This window comes from Enterobacter sp. MG-EB028 (genome assembly GCF_056673305.1).
Genome location: NZ_CP195079.1, coordinates 1,296,456 through 1,313,379, shown reverse-complemented (window position 1 = coordinate 1,313,379; position 16,924 = coordinate 1,296,456). Strand labels below are relative to the sequence as shown.

Sequence of the window (16,924 nt, the reverse complement as noted above, 5' to 3'; positions counted from 1 at the left end):
GGATGAAATCCAGATGTATAGACGTCTACATGTCTTAATTAGGAAATTCGTGAGGAGCAGGCCATGTCGCAATACCGTACCTTTACCGCTCAGGATGCCGTGGAGTATGCCAGGCAGTTTGGCGGACTTGACGATCCTTCATCGCTGGTAGAGGCGCAGGAGGTAGGCGACGGCAACCTCAATCTGGTTTTTAAAATTTTCGACAGCGCGGGCGTGAGCCGCATCATCGTTAAGCAGGCGCTGCCCTACGTGCGCTGCGTTGGTGAGTCCTGGCCGCTGACGCTGGACCGCGCCCGCCTTGAAGCGCAAACCCTGGTCGAGCACTACCGGCACAGCCCGCAGCACACCGTGAAAATCCACCACTTTGACCCGGAACTGGCGGTAATGGTGATGGAAGATCTATCCAGCCATCGCATCTGGCGCGGCGAGCTGATCAACAACATTTACTACCCGCAGGCGGCGCAGCAACTGGGCGAATATCTCGCGCACGCGCTGTTCCACACCAGCGATTTCTACCTGTACCCGCACGAGAAAAAAGCGCAGGTGGCGAAGTTCATCAACCCGGAGATGTGCGAGATCACCGAAGATCTGTTCTTCAACGATCCGTACCAGCTCCACGAGCGCAACAGCTACCCGGCCGAGCTGGAACACGACGTGGCCGCCCTGCGCGACGACGCCCAACTTAAAGTTGCCGTAGCCTCCCTGAAGCACCGCTTCTTCTCGCATGCCGAAGCGCTGCTGCACGGGGACATCCACAGCGGCTCAATTTTTGTGGCCGACGGCAGCCTGAAGGCCATCGACGCCGAGTTTGGCTATTTCGGGCCGATTGGGTTTGACGTCGGTACCGCCATCGGCAACCTGCTGCTGAACTTCTGCGGCCTGCCGGGGCATCTGGGCATTCGCGATGCTGCCGCCGCGCGCGAGCAGCGCCTGACCGATATTCAGGAGCTGTGGAACACCTTCGCGGAACGCTTCCAGGCACTGGCAAACGAGAAAGCCCGCGACGCCGCGCTCGGCGCGCCGGGCTATGCCTCCGCGTTCCTGAAAAAAGTCTGGCATGATGCCATCGGGTTCTGCGGCACCGAATTAATTCGCCGCAGCGTCGGGCTTTCCCACGTGGCGGATATCGACACCATCCAGGATGAAGCCATGCGCCACGAATGCCTGCGCCACGCGATAACGCTCGGTAAAGCGCTGATTGTCATTGCCGACCGCATCGACAGCGCGGAAGAGCTGGTAGCACGAGTGCGGCAGTACAGCTGATTTTTCCCCTCTCCCACAGAGAGAGGAACATTCACAATAATTGACTATAATTTAATCGCAGACTTGTTGTAACTCACTGATTAACAAGTCTATTTAACAGTTGTGCAATCCTATTCGGATGCATACGATTTCAGTGTAACAGCACCCGCAACAACACCCGCTGTTATGCAAATTGTATGCACCGCTTATGCAAAAAGGAGAAAGCAACAATGCGGTTAAATGATAGTGTGATCGGCGGACTACGCGCAAAAGAGTCAGCTTACTATGTTTTCCGGGACGACGGTACGAGGGGAACCGGGCGGTTAGGTATAAAAATTTTTCCTTCAGGCCGTAAATCGTTCGTCTATCGCTTTCAGGTCGGGGGCAAGCGCAAGTTTAAAACGTTGGGAGACTGGCCTCGTTTCACGCTCGAACAGGCAACGCAACGTTATGCTGAATTGGCAGGTATGGCGCACCAGGAGCGTTCTGACGCGATGGGTAAAAAAATGCGTACCGGAACATTGCGCGAACTGTTTGCAGCATTCATAGCGTTTAAATCGCGTTCAGGACATCGCAGTACAATCAGTCAGTACGGCGCACTCTCGGAACAGGTGATCAAATTAAAGCTATTTACAGGCGATGAAATAGCAAATGAGATTACATCTGCGCAGATTACGCGCTGTATCCAGCACTGGACAAAGCAAGGTTATATGTCAAGGGCTAAAGAAGTCCGAAAGAAGCTACATGCGCTGTACGAATACGGCGCTGTAGCTGATAATGATCCAATGAGTGATTCAAACTCAAGCGGTGTGCAGTTTCAGATTTCAAATAATCCTGTTCGTAACGTTCAGAACTTTGACGCAGGAACCCCCGGAGAACGTTATCTAGATTTTAAAGAGTTACGATATCTATTAACGCTACTCAATAACGAAAAAAACATACTCCCTCCTGACGTTCACTCTTTAATAGAGTTGGGATTTTATACATGCGGTCAACGCCCCTTTGAATTGTGTCATTTACAGAAAAGTAGATATGTTCCTGAAAATAACAAAATCATACTTGCTAAAGAGTTTTCGAAAACAGGGATAGAATTTGTAATATATCTTTCTGAAAAGGCGAAAGTAGTTCTGGCAAAACAGGCTGAAAGATATCCTGACAGTGATTTCTTTTCCCCCAATGTCAACTTTGATGAACAATTAAAAAAGTATAATAAATAAATAAAAATGAATCCAGTTACTAAAATGGAAAAGCCCACTAAAGGGCTTAATAGTGATGCATGGAAAAAGCATATGAACGAATTCACAAAAAAAACATTTCGATCAGTCGTTCACAATGCGCGACATTCGTCGTACATTCAAAACACTTGGAGGAATGTTACACTTCACTGAAAATGAGCGTGATATAGTCAACCAGCACGTAAATAAAACCATTAGTAAAAAACATTATGATAAATATGATTATTTCGTAGAGAAGCGTGAAACAACTTTAAAATGGGATAAAGCGCTTGGAATTTTTTTATCAAAGGATGGGTTACAAAATATAGAAATGATTGTCGAGAAACAAAAAATGCTATAAAACATTCTTCTTATAAATGCATTTTCAAGTAGTAATTTACGGCCTGAATTTTTACAAAAAAAATTCAGGCTTTTTTTTGATTGATGTGATGCAAACCACATTAATTGTATGATAAATACATTTTTATTATACCTTTCATCCAAGGAGATAATCCATAAATGTATTTTGTACAAAGCAATAAAAACTTTAAACAATATATATGCGACCATCAATTATGGGTCTTAGCACGAGTGACCGATTTATATGATTCCAATACTGATAAAGGAATAAAATGGCTGGAACCACTGTGGCGTAGTTACAATGAAGAAATAAAGGGAATATCAGTATTTCTGTCACGAATGGAAGCTGCAATTTATAGTGTGTTTATTGAGAGAAAATTTAATGAAAAATGGTCAGTATATTCATTAAACGAATTAAACATACAAGAAATGATGACTCATAATCAAGCTGTGCAAAATACCGATCAATATCATGTGTTGCTCAATTCTGGCTTTTGGACCAACAAAGATATTAATGTTTTATTTTCAAAGCGTCACATACTACAGGCAACAATCCCAATTACATTTAACACCAAAATAATATGTACTGAGGATAAGTATGCAACACTAAAAATCCCAAAACAAGTGACTGAAAAATTCCAAGAAATGTGGAGAAATAGAGTAGGATATTATGAAAGCTATTGTAAGAACAATATTTCGTCTGACAATGAATGTTTAATGCAGCAAGCTGTGATTGCATATGAAACCATGAATCTAATTGAGTGCGATGTAGTTGATATTGACGAGTGCAAGTATATCACAACATGGAACAACGAATGGTTTAATACCAATCCAAATAATTTAACTGAAATTAAGTAATACAAGTGAGGGAATTATGGCTACAGGCTATTTTTTGGTAGTAGGTGATAAAACAAGCTGTGGGGGGAGAATAATTTCAGGCAGTGAGAATCACTCATTTTACAACAAAGCAACGGCACGTAACGGTGACAAATATATCTGTGGAAAAGATAATAAGATATATCATATTGCTGGCGGTATACCTAATTACATGATACATGGTGTTAGTGCGGCAGGAACATTACATAGCAGAGGAACTTGTCCATGCAAATGCAGATTTATAAATTCCAGGTACGAATCAAGCTATGACTTTGAAAGTGAGCGCAAAGTAGCGTCAACGCCAAAACCACAAATAAATAATGCTCATACAAGCGTGGCTCAGAATAGAGAAGTATCACTAGCAAAAGTAGAAGTAACGCCACAGTTCAAAGAAAAAGTAAACTCTCCACGTGCGCCTGTTGATGCGGGATTTTGTGTACTACCCTTCGGGGCCAGACCTGCGTCATATGAACCATGGTTTTTTATAAATCCGCCAGCAGGGACACGTGAGCTTTATCACAAATTAAATCCAGATGTACAGAAACAACCAGGCTCGATTTTGATTGTTGTTGATCCCGAAAAGCAAGATAAGCAACAAATTGAAACACTGCAAAAAGCGCGTGACAGGATAGATAAAGCATTAGAACCGCTTACATTGAAGGAAGCTAAATTATTGCATGATAACAAAGGGGCAGTAGATGCCTTTTCGTATCAGCTTTATAGTAAGTATTTAGGAAATGCAGGTGATAGCTTAGGTGCGATCAGTGAAGTAGGTAAAGGCTACTATGAAGAAATCAATAGAATATTAAAAGAAATAGAAAATCTTTATAAAGATGCATACAACCGTAACAACGGGATTATTTCAGGGTAAGAGTTTTTCGGGAGAAGGAAAATCTTGTTTAATAAGTTAGAACTAATATTAACCAAATTCAGCAAATCCAGCCTTGATTTAGAAGAATACAATGATATAAAAAAATCTTTAGGATTATCCACAAGCTCTATAATGCATAAATGGGATAGAACAGGAGTTAATAATATTGAAGGATATGCTACATATATTGAAAACTCTGCAAAATTAATAAAAATAATGAAAAACGTAGGATACGTTGGAATAGGATTGGATTTTGCATCATACACATCCAATATTTATGAGGCTTGTGCGACGGGGAGAGAAAATGAATGTAGAAAAGCAACAATAAATGAATATAGTAAATTCACGCTTAAACAAGCATCGGGTATAACAGCGGGAGGTGCCGCTGGGGTAGCTGCCAGGGGAGCTTGTATGTGGGTTTTAGGTTTGGCAACGGCAGAAGTGGGTGCGATCGGAGCTGGCTTATGCCTTGTAACCGGCATTGGAACTGGCATAATAGCCGGGAAACAAGCTGAAAAGGTGGGTGAATCCATGGGTGAAAAACTAGGTCAAGGAGTTAATAAAGGAATTGATAAACTAAAAGATAAATCAATTCCAACTCCCGATTCATTCAATGAAGAATCTGGGTTGATGATGTATGAAAAGCTTTTTTATTGAAAACCTGGAAATTATAGAAATAACTTCAATAGTGGTTTTTCTATTGAGTTTTTTATTTTTGTTATTTATTTCATATGTAATCAACAAAGATAATTATACTGAAATAGTTAAATTATATGAACAGCAATTTGGTCAATTACCGCTAACAGCAAGAATGTCTAAAAATGCCAGTTTAATAGGTACACCGAGTGCTTATCATGCAAAAATTGGATTTATAATGGGAAGCCTGATATTTCCCTACAACCGGGTAACTAATCATGATATGAGTATTGAAGCATATAATTTTATACGCCATTTACCTAGAGAGCTAACTTTTGGGTTCAAAATCGAAGCGGCACTTTGGGTTATTTCTATATCAGCAATGGCTATCGCAATGTGTTCTGAAGCATTCATTTGATAAAAAAAGGGACTTTAACGAGTCCCTTTTTATATTTATATCTTTATTTTAATGCACCGTATATTTGATCAACTATCCATCCATATGTCGCCGCTGGTAGCAAGCCACTGACAAATACATTAGGATTGACGGCTGGATTCGCTACTTGTGAATGCGGCCTGTTACCGAGTATAACGATAGCCATATTGTTAACCGGATCTATAGCTGTCAGTGTACCTGTCCATCCTGTATGGCCGTATGTCAGAGGACTTGCCAACACACCGAACGTTGGCGTCATCGAGGCAGTAGCATTGACGCGCCAGCCCAGGCCGAACGTAACATCTTCTGACGAGCTTTGTGTGAACTGCTCAACTGTAGCTCTGTCAAACAGCCTGACGTTCCCATACGCCCCCCCATTCAGCATAACTTGCATCAGAACAGCAATATCGCTTGTGTAGAGAATAACCCCGCATGGCCCGATACGCCACCCATCGAGTACCAGGCTTTTTCATCATGAACCTGGCCCCATATCGTACTGGTACGTATTTTAGGGAAGTTGACAACCCCATCGCGGGTATTGCCGTTCAGTTCAGTAGCGGCGATTTGTTTAGGCGTAAATCCTTTCACCAGTGGATTAAACACTGTATGCGTTAATCCGAGCGGTTTGTATATGTTATTTTCAACATACCTATCGAGCGGCATTGATGTTACAGATTCAATAATAAACCCGAGGATCATGTAATCAACATCACTGTAGATATGCTTTGTACCTGGCTGGTATTCAAGCGGGGTTTTCTTAATCATTTCCAGCGTAGTGGCTTTATCCTGAGAAAATAAATCCCCGGCTACTTTTTGATTAGGATATTGTGGGTCAGCAGGAAACCCGGCAGTATGATGAAGAATATCAGTTATGCGAAGGGCATTTTTACCTTTAATTGCATCGCTAGGTGAGTCGCTGAAACCCGGAATATATTTCGAAACCAGATCATTAACGTTTATCTTTCGTTCGATTTCCTCGTAACCCATTGAAAATGCAGGTATTGAATTGTATTCCTTCTGCTTATTCCCTCTCCCTGTGGGAGAGGGTCAGGGTGAGGGGCAACAACCGCACTCACCCCAGATACTCAATCACCGACAGCCCGCCGTTATAATCCGTGCTGTAGATAATTCCCTGCGCGTCCACAAACACGTCGCACGACTGGATCACCTGCGGGCGATTCGGCCGCGTGTCCATCATTCTCTCCGGCGCGGCGGGCACCAGCGCCCCGGTTTCCACCGGGCGATACGGGTTGGAAATGTCATATGCGCGCACGCCCGCGTTCTGATACGTCGCAAAAATCAGCGTCGAGCTGACAAAGCTCCCCGGCCGGTTCTCGTGCAGATTGTGCGGGCCAAAGTGCGCCCCTTTCGCCACGTAGTCGGTTTCATCCGGCTGCGGGAAGGTCGAGATGCTTACCGGGTTCGACGGCTCTCGGATATCAAACAGCCAGATGAGCTTCTCGCCGTCCTGCTGGTTATCCAGCACCGCTTCGTCCAGTACTACCAGCAGATCGCGGTCCGGCAGCGGCAGCGCGGTGTGAGTTCCCCCGCCAAACGGCGGGCTCCAGTTGCGGTGGCTAATCAACTTCGGCCGGGTGCGGTCCTTCACGTCCAGCAGCGTCAGGCCGCCGTCGCGCCAGCTGCCGTAGGCGGTATCCCCCGCGATAATCGCGTGGTGCAGTGCGTAGCGTTTCCCTTCAGGCCAGTTCGGCTGTTCGCCTGCGGACTGGTTCATCCCCGGCAGCCACCAGCGCCCCGCCACCTCGGGCTTTCGCGGGTCCGCCAGGTCGATGGTCAGGAAGATGTAGTCGGTAAAGCCGTCGATCAGCGCCGACACGTAGGCCCAGCGCCCGCCAACGTACCAGATGCGGTGAATGCCGATGCCGCTCAGCGACAGAAAGCCGATTTCGTGCGGCCTGTCGGGTGTGGAGATATCAAACACTCGAAGCCCGGCGCTCCAGCCTTTGTCCTGCACGTCGCTGACGGTCTCCCCCACCTGGCGGGTGTAGTAGACCTTCTCGTCGGCAAAGCGGGCATCGGCAAACAGATCCCGGGCGTTAATCACCAGCAGCAGGTCGTCATGCGCCTGCAGGTGCACGTTCCAGGTGCCGGGCGGCGCGGGCACATAGCCCGCCGCTTTCGGGTTTTTCGGGTCGCGCACGTCAACAATCGAAAAGCCCTGCGACACCATATGGCCGATATAGGCGAAGCCGCGATGCACCATCAGCTGCACGCCGTCCGGGCGGCCGCCCTGGTCGCTATGGCCAATCAGCCGCATATTGCGGCTGTATTCTGGCGTAGGAAGCATGCTCATTTATTTTTCGCTTCCAGCGTCGCAAACCACGGCGCGATGAAATCTTCCGTCTGGCCCCAGCCCGGAATGATTTTCCCCAGAGACGCCACGTTCACCGCCCCTGGCTGGGCGGTCAGCAGCGCCTGCGGAATGGCCGCCGCTTTGAAATCGTAAGTTGCTGGCGTCGCTTCTCCTGCAATCTTATTGGCGATCAGGCGCACGTTAGTCGCGCCAATCAGCTTCGGATCCACCGCCACGCTCACTGCCCACGGGCTGCCCGGTTCGCGCATCAGCTGCAGATCCTGGTTGGAGATGTCGATGCTGTAGAGCTTGATCTCGGTGCGTCCATTTTCTTTCAGCGCCTTATACGCGCCCTGGCTAAAAGCGTCCCAGGTGCCCCAGATGGCGTCGATTTTGCCCTTCGGGTATTTCGCCAGGATCGCACCCACCTTGTTGGCGGTATCGCCCTGCACATCAGAGGAGACGGCGCCGATGGACTCCAGCTCTTTAATATCCGGGTACTGCTTTTGCAGCGCTTTATAGGCTGCCTGACGGCGCTCCATCGGCGGGAAGCCCGCGACCCACAGCTTGACGATATTCGCCTTGCCGTTGAAATCTTTCGCCAGCTGGCCGAAAGAGAGGTTCGTCAGGGAGGCGTCGTCCTGCTGGGTGACGGTCACGCCCGGGATCTCGCCGTTAACGGCGGTATCAAAGACGGCAACTTTGATACCGGCATCCACCGCTTTCTTCACCAGCGCGGTGGAGTACGGATCGCGCCCCTGAGAGAGAATAATCCCGTCATATTTCTGGCTGATCGCCTGGTTAACGAAGTCCTGGAATTTGGCGTCATCGCCGTTGCTTAAAAAGGTGCTGACCTTAAAGCCGAGCTTTTTCCCTTCCTGAATCGCCCCGGCAACAAACTGCGTGGTGTTGTCATCCGAGCCCAGGTTGCGGATCACCGCGATGCGAATGGGGCCGTCATGGTTGGCAATGGCCGCCGGAAGCGGCGCGGGCGTGGCCGCGAAGCCCGGCAGAGCAGTGAGCAATCCAAGTGCCACCAAAGAGAGTGCAATCTTTTTCATTTTTTATCCCGTTGTGTTGTCAGCGTTTTTGTATGTAGGTAATCGCCAGTGCCACCGCGAGCACCAGCCCTTTTATAATGTCCATGGCATAATACGGCACTGAGAGCATCACCAGCCCGTTCGACAGCACGCCGAGAATGACCGCCCCGACCAGGGTTCCCAGGGCGTTCGGCTTGCCGGAGCCTGCCAGCGAGAAGCCAATCCACGCCGCCGCCACCGCATCCATCAGGTATCCGCCGCCCGCATTCACCTGCGACGATCCAATGCGGGAGGCCAGCAGAATGCCGCCCAGCCCCGCCAGCAGCGAGGCAATCACGTAGGCCGCCACCTTGTAGCGCGTGGTGCGAATGCCCGAGAGGCGCGCCGCTTCCGGGTTGCCGCCGATGGCGTACATCCGGCGTCCGTGAGTGGTCAACGAAAGGCCAAGCTGCGCCAGCACGGTCACCACCAGCATGACGATCACAATGGTCGGCACCTGCCCCAGCAGGCTAAACGCCGCCGGAATGGTCCCTTCCGCCATATCGCCGCTCGGCAGCACCATGTTCTCGGTAATCGACCCGCCGTAGCTGTAGGTCATCGCCACGCCCTGAATGACGAACAGGCTGGCAAGCGTCGCGAGCATGTCCGGAATACGCAGGATGACGATCAGAAAGGCGTTAAACAGCCCCACCAGCGTGCAGAGCGCGAGAGTGATCAGAATCGACTCGGTGGTACCAAAGCCGTGCCAGACGAAAAGGGAAATCACCAGCGCGTTCGCCAGCGACGCGGTGGAGCCCACGGAGAGATCGAACCCGCCAACGGTCAACGAAATTGACACGCCAACGGCAATCACCGTCACGATGGCAATCGAGCGCAGAATGTTGATGATGTTGTTCGGATCGAGGAAGCTGTCCGACGCCAGGCCAAAGACGGCCACCAGCGCGACGACGGTTAACAGCATGCCCCACCTGTAGAGAAAATCAAAAAGTTGCTGACGGCCAGACGCCGCCGCCGTTACTGAAAGGGCCTTGCTCACGACGCCGTTCCTCCGGTTGAATAATAAAGTAGTGTCTCTTCGCGGGCCTCCGCCCCGGCGATTTCCGCCACGATACGCCCGTCCCACAGCACGCAGATGCGGTCGCACAATCCCACCAGTTCAGCAAATTCGCCCGAGGCGTAAATCACCCCTTTGCCCTCGCGCGCCAGGCCGTCAATCAGCTGGAACAGGTCGGTTTTGGCCTTCACGTCCACGCCCTTGGTAGGCTCGTCGAATATCAGCACGCTGGCGTCATTGCGCAGCCATTTACCGATGGCGACCTTCTGCTGGTTGCCGCCGGATAAGCGGCGCAGCACCTGCCCCGGCCCGCGCGCGCGCACGCCGACGCGGGCAATCACCTCTTCAGCCCAGCGCCACGCCTGACGATGGCCAAACAGGCTCCAGCGCGAAAAGCTGTTATCGGCGCTCACGGCAAGGTTCATGCTCACCGGCTCGTCGATAAAAATGCCCTCTTTGCGCCGCTCCTCCGGCACCAGCGCCAGACCTCGCAGCACGGAGTCGGCCGGATCGCGCGGCTGCCAGGATTGATGATTCAGCTCACCGCGCGCCACGCGGCTTTTGGTGGCGCCAAACAGCGCCTTGCAAAGTTCGGTTTTCCCCGCCCCCGCCAGCCCGGCAATCCCGAGGATTTCGCCTTTGCGCAGGTGCAGGGAGATATCTTTCAGCAGCGCGTCGTCGCGCAGTCCCTCCACCCGCAGCAGCGTCTCTTCGCCGTGCGGGGGCCGCGCGGGCGGATAGATATCGCTCAGCACGTGGCCGAGCATCTTCTCGACGATCGCTTCGCCGCTGAGCTCCGCCATCGGGCCGGATTCGATCAGCCTGCCGTCGCGCAGCACCGTTAAGGTGTCGCAGATGGCCTTCAGCTCGTGAATGCGGTGGGAGATAAACACCACGCCGATGCCCTGCTGCTTTAAACGTCTCACCACCGTAAACAGACGCTCGCTCTCGTGCGCGTCCAGCGGCGCGGTGGGTTCATCAAGAATCAAAAAACGGCAGTGATGAGACAAGGCGCGCGCCAGCAAAATCTGCTGCTTTTCGGCCAGCGAACAGCTGTCGATGGAACGGCGCACGTCCAGCGTAACGTCAAGCTGCGCCAGCGCCTGCCTCGCCTGCTGGCGGACGCCGCGCCAGTTGAAGCGATGCCCCGGCAGCGCCAGTTGGTCGAGCATAATGTTTTCAGCAATGCTTAACCCCGGGATCAGCGCCACATCCACCTCCTGCTGTACGAGGTGGATCCCCAGCCGTTTGGCATCAAGCGGTTCACGGATGCTCACTGGCTGATTGTTGATGCTGATCTCGCCCTCATAGTGGTCGTGCGTGCCGCACAGCACCGCCATCAGGGTCGATTTCCCCGCGCCGTTGGCACCGGTCAGCGCATGTACCGACCCGCCGCTCAGCGTAAAGTCGACGCGCGACAGAGCCTCAAAGCCGGAAAAGGCCAGGCTGATACCGCGCATTTCAAGGCGACTGGAAACCATCCGCGTAAATCCTTCATTACTCTTCTGATTTATCGAATTTTTCACAGCTCCGGTTGACTGACAACGACGGAAAAGGCATAACTTAAAGCGAAATATTATTAGCCATCCGGATGTCCAGACATAACATCGGGTTAGCGCTTGCTAAAAAGGACAACACCATGAGCAACACCGATATCCGCGTCGTGCCCGGCCCGGCGAACTACTTCTCTCATCCCGGAAGCCTTGCGCAGCTGGATAACTTCTTTACCCCGGAACAGCTTTCCCGCGCGGTGTGGATCTACGGCGAGCGTGCTATCGAAGGTGCGCGCCCGTTCCTGCCGGAGAGCTTTAACGCGCCGGGGGCGAAACACCTGCTGTTTAAAGGCCACTGCAGCGAGCGCGACGTCACCCATCTGGTGAACGAGTCCGGCAGCGACGCCAGCGTGGTGATTGGCATCGGCGGCGGCGCGGTACTGGATACCGTCAAGGCCGTGGCGCGCCGCTTAGGGGTGCCGTTTGTGGGCATCCCTACCATTGCCGCCACCTGCGCGGCGTGGACCCCGCTCTCCGTCTGGTACAACGATGCCGGTCAGGCGCTGCATTTTGAGATCTTCGACGACGCCAACTTCCTGGTGCTGGTGGAGCCGCAGATCGTCCTTAACGCCCCGGCGGAATATCTGCTGGCAGGCGTCGGCGATACGCTGGCGAAGTGGTATGAGGCGGTAGTGCTTGCCCCGCAGCCTGAAAATCTGCCGCTAACCGTGCGGCTGGGCATCAACGGCGCGCTGGCGATCCGCGACGTGCTGCTGGAACACAGTGAGCAAGCGCTGGCCGACCAGCAGCGCGGCGAACAGACGCAGGCGTTCCGGGACGTGGTGGATGCGATTATCGCCGGTGGCGGGATGGTCGGCGGACTGGGCGAACGCTATACGCGCGTGGCGGCAGCGCATGCGGTACACAACGGCTTAACCGTGCTGCCGCAGACGGAAAAATACCTGCACGGCACCAAGGTAGCCTACGGTATTCTGGTGCAGAGCGCCCTGCTCGGCCAGGACGACGTGCTGGCGCAGCTGGTGACGGCGTACAAGCGCTTTAACCTGCCGACCACGCTTCGCGAGCTGGACGTCGACATCAATAACCGGGAAGCGCTGGATAAGGTCATTGCCCACACCCTGCGCCCGGTGGAGTCGATTCACTATCTGCCGGTTGCGTTAACGCCTGACGTTCTGCGCGCCGCGTTTGAGAAAGTGGAATCCTTCAGCCGTTAATCTCGCCGACAGGCTATACCTAATGATGATTCTTACCACTTTCGTAACGAGGTCATCATGCAGATCGATTTAACAGGTAAAAAGGCGCTGGTTACCGGCGCCAGCCGCGGGCTGGGCCGGGCAATTGCACTGTCGCTGGCGCGCGCCGGTGCGGATGTGATTATTACGTATGAAAAATCGGCCGATAAAGCCCAGGCGGTCGCCGATGAGATTAAGGCGCTGGGACGACACAGCGAAGCCGTGCAGGCGGACAGCGCCAGCGCACAGGCGATTCAGGATGCCGTCACCCATGCGGCGCGTTCCCTTGGCGGGCTGGATATTCTGGTCAACAACGCCGGGATCGCGCGCGGCGGCCCGCTGGAGTCCATGACGCTGGCGGACATTGACGCCCTTATCAACGTCAACATCCGCGGCGTGGTGATCGCCATTCAGGAAGCACTGGTGCACATGTCCGACGGCGGGCGCATCATCAACATCGGCAGCTGTCTGGCAAACCGCGTGGCGCAGCCGGGCATTGCCGTTTACTCGATGACCAAATCTGCCCTTAACTCCCTCACCCGCGGACTGGCCCGTGATTTAGGACCGCGCGGCATTACCGTTAACCTCGTGCACCCCGGCCCCACCAACAGCGATATGAACCCGGAAGACGGGGAACAGGCTGACGCTCAGCGTCAGCTTATTGCGTTGGGTCATTACGGTCAGCCGGAAGACGTCGCGGCGGCGGTCACCTTCCTTGCCAGCCCGGCTGCTGGTCAGATCTCCGGTACCGGTCTGGACGTAGACGGCGGTTTGAACGCCTGATCGCATATTTTCTGCAAGCCTCTGTCGCCCGGCAGAGGCCTTCCCGAGCGCTCTCGACGGTTCGCGTTTTGCCGCTTTCTCCCGTTTTTTCTCCGCTCTACAGTAGCCCATTAGAAATTCAGAATTTATCTAATAGTCTTATTATTTCCTTATATTTTGTGTGGGCGTACAGTGGAGGTACGGATGAAGATTGTGTGGTCAAAGGTAGCAAAGAAGTCGTTGTCCCGAATTGATAGTCGCTTTCGACAACGCATTGAAACAAAACTGGCTGAACTGGATGACCGCTCGGCTCCCCGCCCCGATATCATAAAAATATCGGTTTTAGAAAATCATTACCGGTTACGCGTAGGCGATTACCGCATCCTTATTACGCTGCGGGACGATCCGGATAACGATTGTTATGTTGTGGACGTTAAACGCAGAACATCAACCACTTACCTGCATGAGGAAAGAGCTCCCTATGGCTGTTCAGCTGATTAAGGACAATAATGGGAAAACACAGTTCGTGGTCATGCCCTATGACGAATACTTTCGTATGTGCTTACAGATGGCAGAGATTGACGACGAAACCGACGACGATTTGGAGGATATTGAAGTCGAACACGATTGCTATGATGACGTGGAATTGCCCGGAGAAGTGTGCAGCATCATGACCTGGCAGAACGTCAGCCTGCAGGCCGCGTGGCGTATCCTGCGCGGCATGTCCCAGCAGGAGGTGGCTGAGAAACTCGGCATCAGCCAGTCTGCCGTGTCACAGCTGGAAGCGCTGGACTCCAGACCGCAAAAGCGCACCCGTGAAAAGCTGGCGGCCATCTACGGCTGTAAACAGGAGCAAATCAGCCTCTATTTACCTAAAGAGGGTTAACAGCACTTCGCCCCGCCCTTGCCGCCGTAGCGGGCATCCTGACGGTCGCGGAAAAATTCTTCGTAGGTCATGGGCGTCTGGTCCGGATGGTTGACGCGCATATGCTCGACGTAGTTGTCGTAATCCGGCACACCAATCATCATTTTGGCGGCCTGGCCCAGGTACTTACCTGCTTTGGAAAGGGTGTCGAACATAGGTCGTTTCTCGCATGTTCCCCTCACCCCGGCCCTCTCCCCAAAGGGGAGAGGGTATTAAAAGTCCCCTCTCCCCTTTGGGGAGAGGGTTAGGGTGAGGGGTATATTTGGTTAAATTAATGCGCCCCTTTCGCCTGGGTGACAATCTCTTCCAGGTTTTCAGGCATTGGCTCGTACGGCGTCTCTTTCGCTGTTGGCTTATCGTTTTTCAACGCCGCCAGCGCGGTCTTGAGAGAATACAACGCCAGCACCACGACCACCACCATAAAGAAGATGGTCAGCCCGGCATCCAGACGGTTGTTAAACACCAGTTGCGACAACTGGGACTCAGTGTACTGCGCCGGGATCTTACCGCTGTCGATCATCGCCTGGAACTTGTTGGCGATCGCCAGGAAGCCCACCTTGTTGTCCGGGCTGAAGGCTTTCTGCCAGCCCGCCGTCAGGGTACAAATCAGCAGCCACGCGGTGGGCACCAGCGCCACCCAGGCGTAACGCTGGCGCTTCATCTTGAACAGCACCACCGCGCAGAGCATCAGCGCCATGCCTGCCAGCATCTGGTTGGCGATACCGAACAGCGGCCACAGGGTGTTAATCCCGCCCAGCGGATCCACCACGCCCTGGTGCAGGAAGTAGCCCCACGCCAGCACACACAGCGCTGTCGCCAGCAGGTTAGCCGGGAGCGAGTCGGTACGCTTCAGGTTCGGGGAGATCACCCCCAGCAGGTCCTGCAGCATAAAGCGCGCCGCACGGGTTCCCGCATCCACCGCCGTCAGGATAAACAGCGCCTCAAAAAGTATGGCGAAGTGATACCAGAACGATACGTCCATCAGCCCGCCCAGCGCGCCGTGGAGGATGTAGGCCATGCCCACCGCAAGCGTAGGCGCTCCGCCCGCACGGGAGATGATCGACTGTTCGCCCACCTCATCAGCAATGTGCGTCAACGTTTCCGGAGTAATCGCAAAGCCCCAGCCACTCACCACCTGCGCGGCAGAGGCCACCACGTCAGCGGTTCCGGCCGGGGCCAGCACCGCCATCGGGCTGTTCATCGCGAAGTACACGCCCGGGTCAATAATGCAGGCGGAAACCAGCGCCATAATCGCCACAAAGGACTCCATCAGCATGCCGCCGTAGCCAATCAGGCAGGCCTGATTTTCATTCGCCAGCATCTTCGGCGTGGTCCCGGAGGCAATCAGCGCGTGGAAGCCCGACACCGCGCCGCAGGCGATGGTGATAAACAGGAACGGGAACAGGTTGCCGGTCCAGACCGGACCGGTACCGTCGATAAATTTGGTCAGCGCCGGCATGGTCAGGGTCGGACGCATAATCAGAATGCCAATCGCCAGCCCGACGATGGTGCCGATTTTCAGGAAGGTAGAGAGGTAGTCACGCGGGGCCAGCAGCAGCCACACCGGCAGCACCGCCGCTACAAATCCGTAGCCCACCAGCATCCAGGTCAGCTGTACGCCGGTAAAGTCGAAGAACGGCGCCCAGGTCGGGCTTTCCGCCACCCAGCCGCCGGAGATAATCGCAAACACCAGGAACACCAGGCCAATCACCGACACTTCACCGATGCGGCCCGGGCGCAGGTAGCGTATGTAGATCCCCATAAACAGCGCCAGCGGAATGGTGAAGGCAACCGTGTAGGTCCCCCACGGGCTGTGGGTCAGCGCTTTCACAACGATCATCGCCAGCACCGCGAGGATGATCACCATGATCATAAAGGTCGCCACGAGGGCAATCACCCCGGCGGTTGCCCCCATCTCCTCTTTCACCAGCTCGCCCAGCGAACGGCCGTCGCGGCGGGTGGAGACGAACAGCACCATAAAGTCCTGCACCGCCCCCGCCAGCACCACGCCCGCGAGGATCCAGATCATCCCCGGCAGGTAGCCCATCTGCGCCGCCAGCACCGGCCCCACCAGCGGACCCGCCCCGGCAATCGCCGCAAAATGGTGACCGAACAGCACTTTTTTGTCGGTCGGCACATAGTCCAGACCGTCATTGTGGCGCACGGCAGGCGTCATGCGCGTGCCGTCAACCGCCAGCACGGTATTGGCGATATAGCGGCCATAAAAACGGTACGCGATCAGATAAATGCAGACGGAGGCGACGACGATCCAGAGCGCATTGATCTGTTCCCCCCGGTTGAGGGCGATATAGCCCAGGGCAAAGGCTCCCACAACGGAGAGCACCGCCCATGTAAGGTATTTCCCTGAGTTGTTCATAGCTGTTATCCGTTGTTGTGAAACAGTGAGATGTTACATTTTGTTTCTAGAACAACGGATAAAATTTAACA

17 protein-coding genes and 1 pseudogene are annotated in these 16,924 nt (G+C 53.1%); 11 read left to right on the top strand and 7 right to left on the bottom strand.

The window, feature by feature from the left end; genetic code table 11:
- Window positions 1-63 precede the first annotated feature (63 nt).
- The 7 genes from mtnK (at window position 64) to ACR42C_RS06120 (ending at window position 5,617) form a co-directional block, all read left to right on the top strand.
- Complete coding sequence (gene mtnK / locus ACR42C_RS06150; protein WP_316380940.1) at window positions 64-1,263, top strand: S-methyl-5-thioribose kinase; 1,200 nt, start codon at window positions 64-66, stop codon at window positions 1,261-1,263.
- Between the two features lie 209 nt (window positions 1,264-1,472).
- Entirely contained in the window at window positions 1,473-2,459 is a 987-nt protein-coding gene (locus ACR42C_RS06145; RefSeq protein WP_479984895.1) for an integrase arm-type DNA-binding domain-containing protein, read from the top strand.
- Between the two features lie 115 nt (window positions 2,460-2,574).
- Window positions 2,575-2,817 carry a hypothetical protein gene (locus ACR42C_RS06140; protein WP_479984894.1) on the top strand — a complete coding sequence of 81 codons (243 nt, stop codon included), beginning with the start codon at window positions 2,575-2,577 and terminating at the stop codon, window positions 2,815-2,817.
- A 158-nt stretch (window positions 2,818-2,975) separates the two neighbouring features.
- A complete protein-coding gene (locus ACR42C_RS06135; RefSeq protein ID WP_479984893.1) occupies window positions 2,976-3,674 on the top strand; it encodes a hypothetical protein in 699 nt (232 codons plus the stop codon).
- Window positions 3,675-3,690: 16 nt separating this feature from the next.
- Window positions 3,691-4,563, top strand: a complete 873-nt coding sequence (locus ACR42C_RS06130) for a PAAR domain-containing protein (RefSeq protein ID WP_479984892.1) — start codon at window positions 3,691-3,693, stop codon at window positions 4,561-4,563.
- A gap of 24 nt (window positions 4,564-4,587) precedes the next feature.
- Window positions 4,588-5,220 carry a hypothetical protein gene (locus ACR42C_RS06125; protein ID WP_479984891.1) on the top strand — a complete coding sequence of 211 codons (633 nt, stop codon included), beginning with the start codon at window positions 4,588-4,590 and terminating at the stop codon, window positions 5,218-5,220.
- A complete protein-coding gene (locus tag ACR42C_RS06120) occupies window positions 5,201-5,617 on the top strand; it encodes a hypothetical protein (RefSeq protein ID WP_479984890.1) in 417 nt (138 codons plus the stop codon). The genes ACR42C_RS06125 and ACR42C_RS06120 overlap by 20 nt, the downstream gene beginning before the upstream one ends.
- 43 nt (window positions 5,618-5,660) lie before the next feature.
- Here ACR42C_RS06120 and pbp4b read toward each other — a convergent pair.
- The 5 genes and pseudogenes from pbp4b to ACR42C_RS06095 all read right to left on the bottom strand — a co-directional run.
- A pseudogene (pbp4b, locus tag ACR42C_RS06115) lies at window positions 5,661-6,583 on the bottom strand (penicillin binding protein PBP4B); the annotation flags it as partial.
- A 124-nt stretch (window positions 6,584-6,707) separates the two neighbouring features.
- Window positions 6,708-7,949: an LVIVD repeat-containing protein gene (locus ACR42C_RS06110; protein WP_316380949.1), complete on the bottom strand. Its 1,242-nt coding sequence runs from the start codon at window positions 7,947-7,949 to the stop codon at window positions 6,708-6,710.
- Window positions 7,946-9,010 (bottom strand): sugar ABC transporter substrate-binding protein, encoded by a 1,065-nt coding sequence (locus ACR42C_RS06105; RefSeq protein WP_116341243.1) that lies wholly within the window; start codon window positions 9,008-9,010, stop codon window positions 7,946-7,948. Before ACR42C_RS06105 ends, ACR42C_RS06110 begins: the two co-directional genes overlap by 4 nt.
- 19 nt (window positions 9,011-9,029) lie before the next feature.
- A complete protein-coding gene (locus ACR42C_RS06100; protein WP_232935925.1) occupies window positions 9,030-10,025 on the bottom strand; it encodes an ABC transporter permease in 996 nt (331 codons plus the stop codon).
- Window positions 10,022-11,524, bottom strand: a complete 1,503-nt coding sequence (locus tag ACR42C_RS06095) for a sugar ABC transporter ATP-binding protein (RefSeq protein WP_479984889.1) — start codon at window positions 11,522-11,524, stop codon at window positions 10,022-10,024. The genes ACR42C_RS06100 and ACR42C_RS06095 overlap by 4 nt, the downstream gene beginning before the upstream one ends.
- 158 nt (window positions 11,525-11,682) lie before the next feature.
- Between ACR42C_RS06095 and ACR42C_RS06090 the strand changes: the two genes are divergently transcribed.
- The 4 genes from ACR42C_RS06090 to ACR42C_RS06075 all read left to right on the top strand — a co-directional run bounded on the left by ACR42C_RS06090 (window position 11,683) and on the right by ACR42C_RS06075 (window position 14,437).
- Window positions 11,683-12,771 (top strand): oxidoreductase, encoded by a 1,089-nt coding sequence (locus ACR42C_RS06090; protein ID WP_474483004.1) that lies wholly within the window; start codon window positions 11,683-11,685, stop codon window positions 12,769-12,771.
- A gap of 57 nt (window positions 12,772-12,828) precedes the next feature.
- Complete coding sequence (locus ACR42C_RS06085; RefSeq protein WP_116341252.1) at window positions 12,829-13,572, top strand: SDR family NAD(P)-dependent oxidoreductase; 744 nt, start codon at window positions 12,829-12,831, stop codon at window positions 13,570-13,572.
- A gap of 183 nt (window positions 13,573-13,755) precedes the next feature.
- Window positions 13,756-14,052, top strand: a complete 297-nt coding sequence (locus tag ACR42C_RS06080) for a type II toxin-antitoxin system RelE family toxin (RefSeq protein ID WP_316380956.1) — start codon at window positions 13,756-13,758, stop codon at window positions 14,050-14,052.
- Complete coding sequence (locus ACR42C_RS06075; protein WP_316380957.1) at window positions 14,033-14,437, top strand: helix-turn-helix domain-containing protein; 405 nt, start codon at window positions 14,033-14,035, stop codon at window positions 14,435-14,437. Before ACR42C_RS06080 ends, ACR42C_RS06075 begins: the two co-directional genes overlap by 20 nt.
- Here ACR42C_RS06075 and ACR42C_RS06070 read toward each other — a convergent pair.
- Entirely contained in the window at window positions 14,434-14,631 is a 198-nt protein-coding gene (locus ACR42C_RS06070; RefSeq protein ID WP_006809671.1) for a YbdD/YjiX family protein, read from the bottom strand. The genes ACR42C_RS06075 and ACR42C_RS06070 overlap by 4 nt on opposite strands.
- A gap of 116 nt (window positions 14,632-14,747) precedes the next feature.
- The gene (cstA, locus tag ACR42C_RS06065; RefSeq protein WP_163330488.1) at window positions 14,748-16,853 is read right to left on the bottom strand and encodes a pyruvate/proton symporter CstA; all 2,106 of its coding nucleotides are present in this window, start codon (window positions 16,851-16,853) and stop codon (window positions 14,748-14,750) included.
- Window positions 16,854-16,924: the final 71 nt, after the last annotated feature.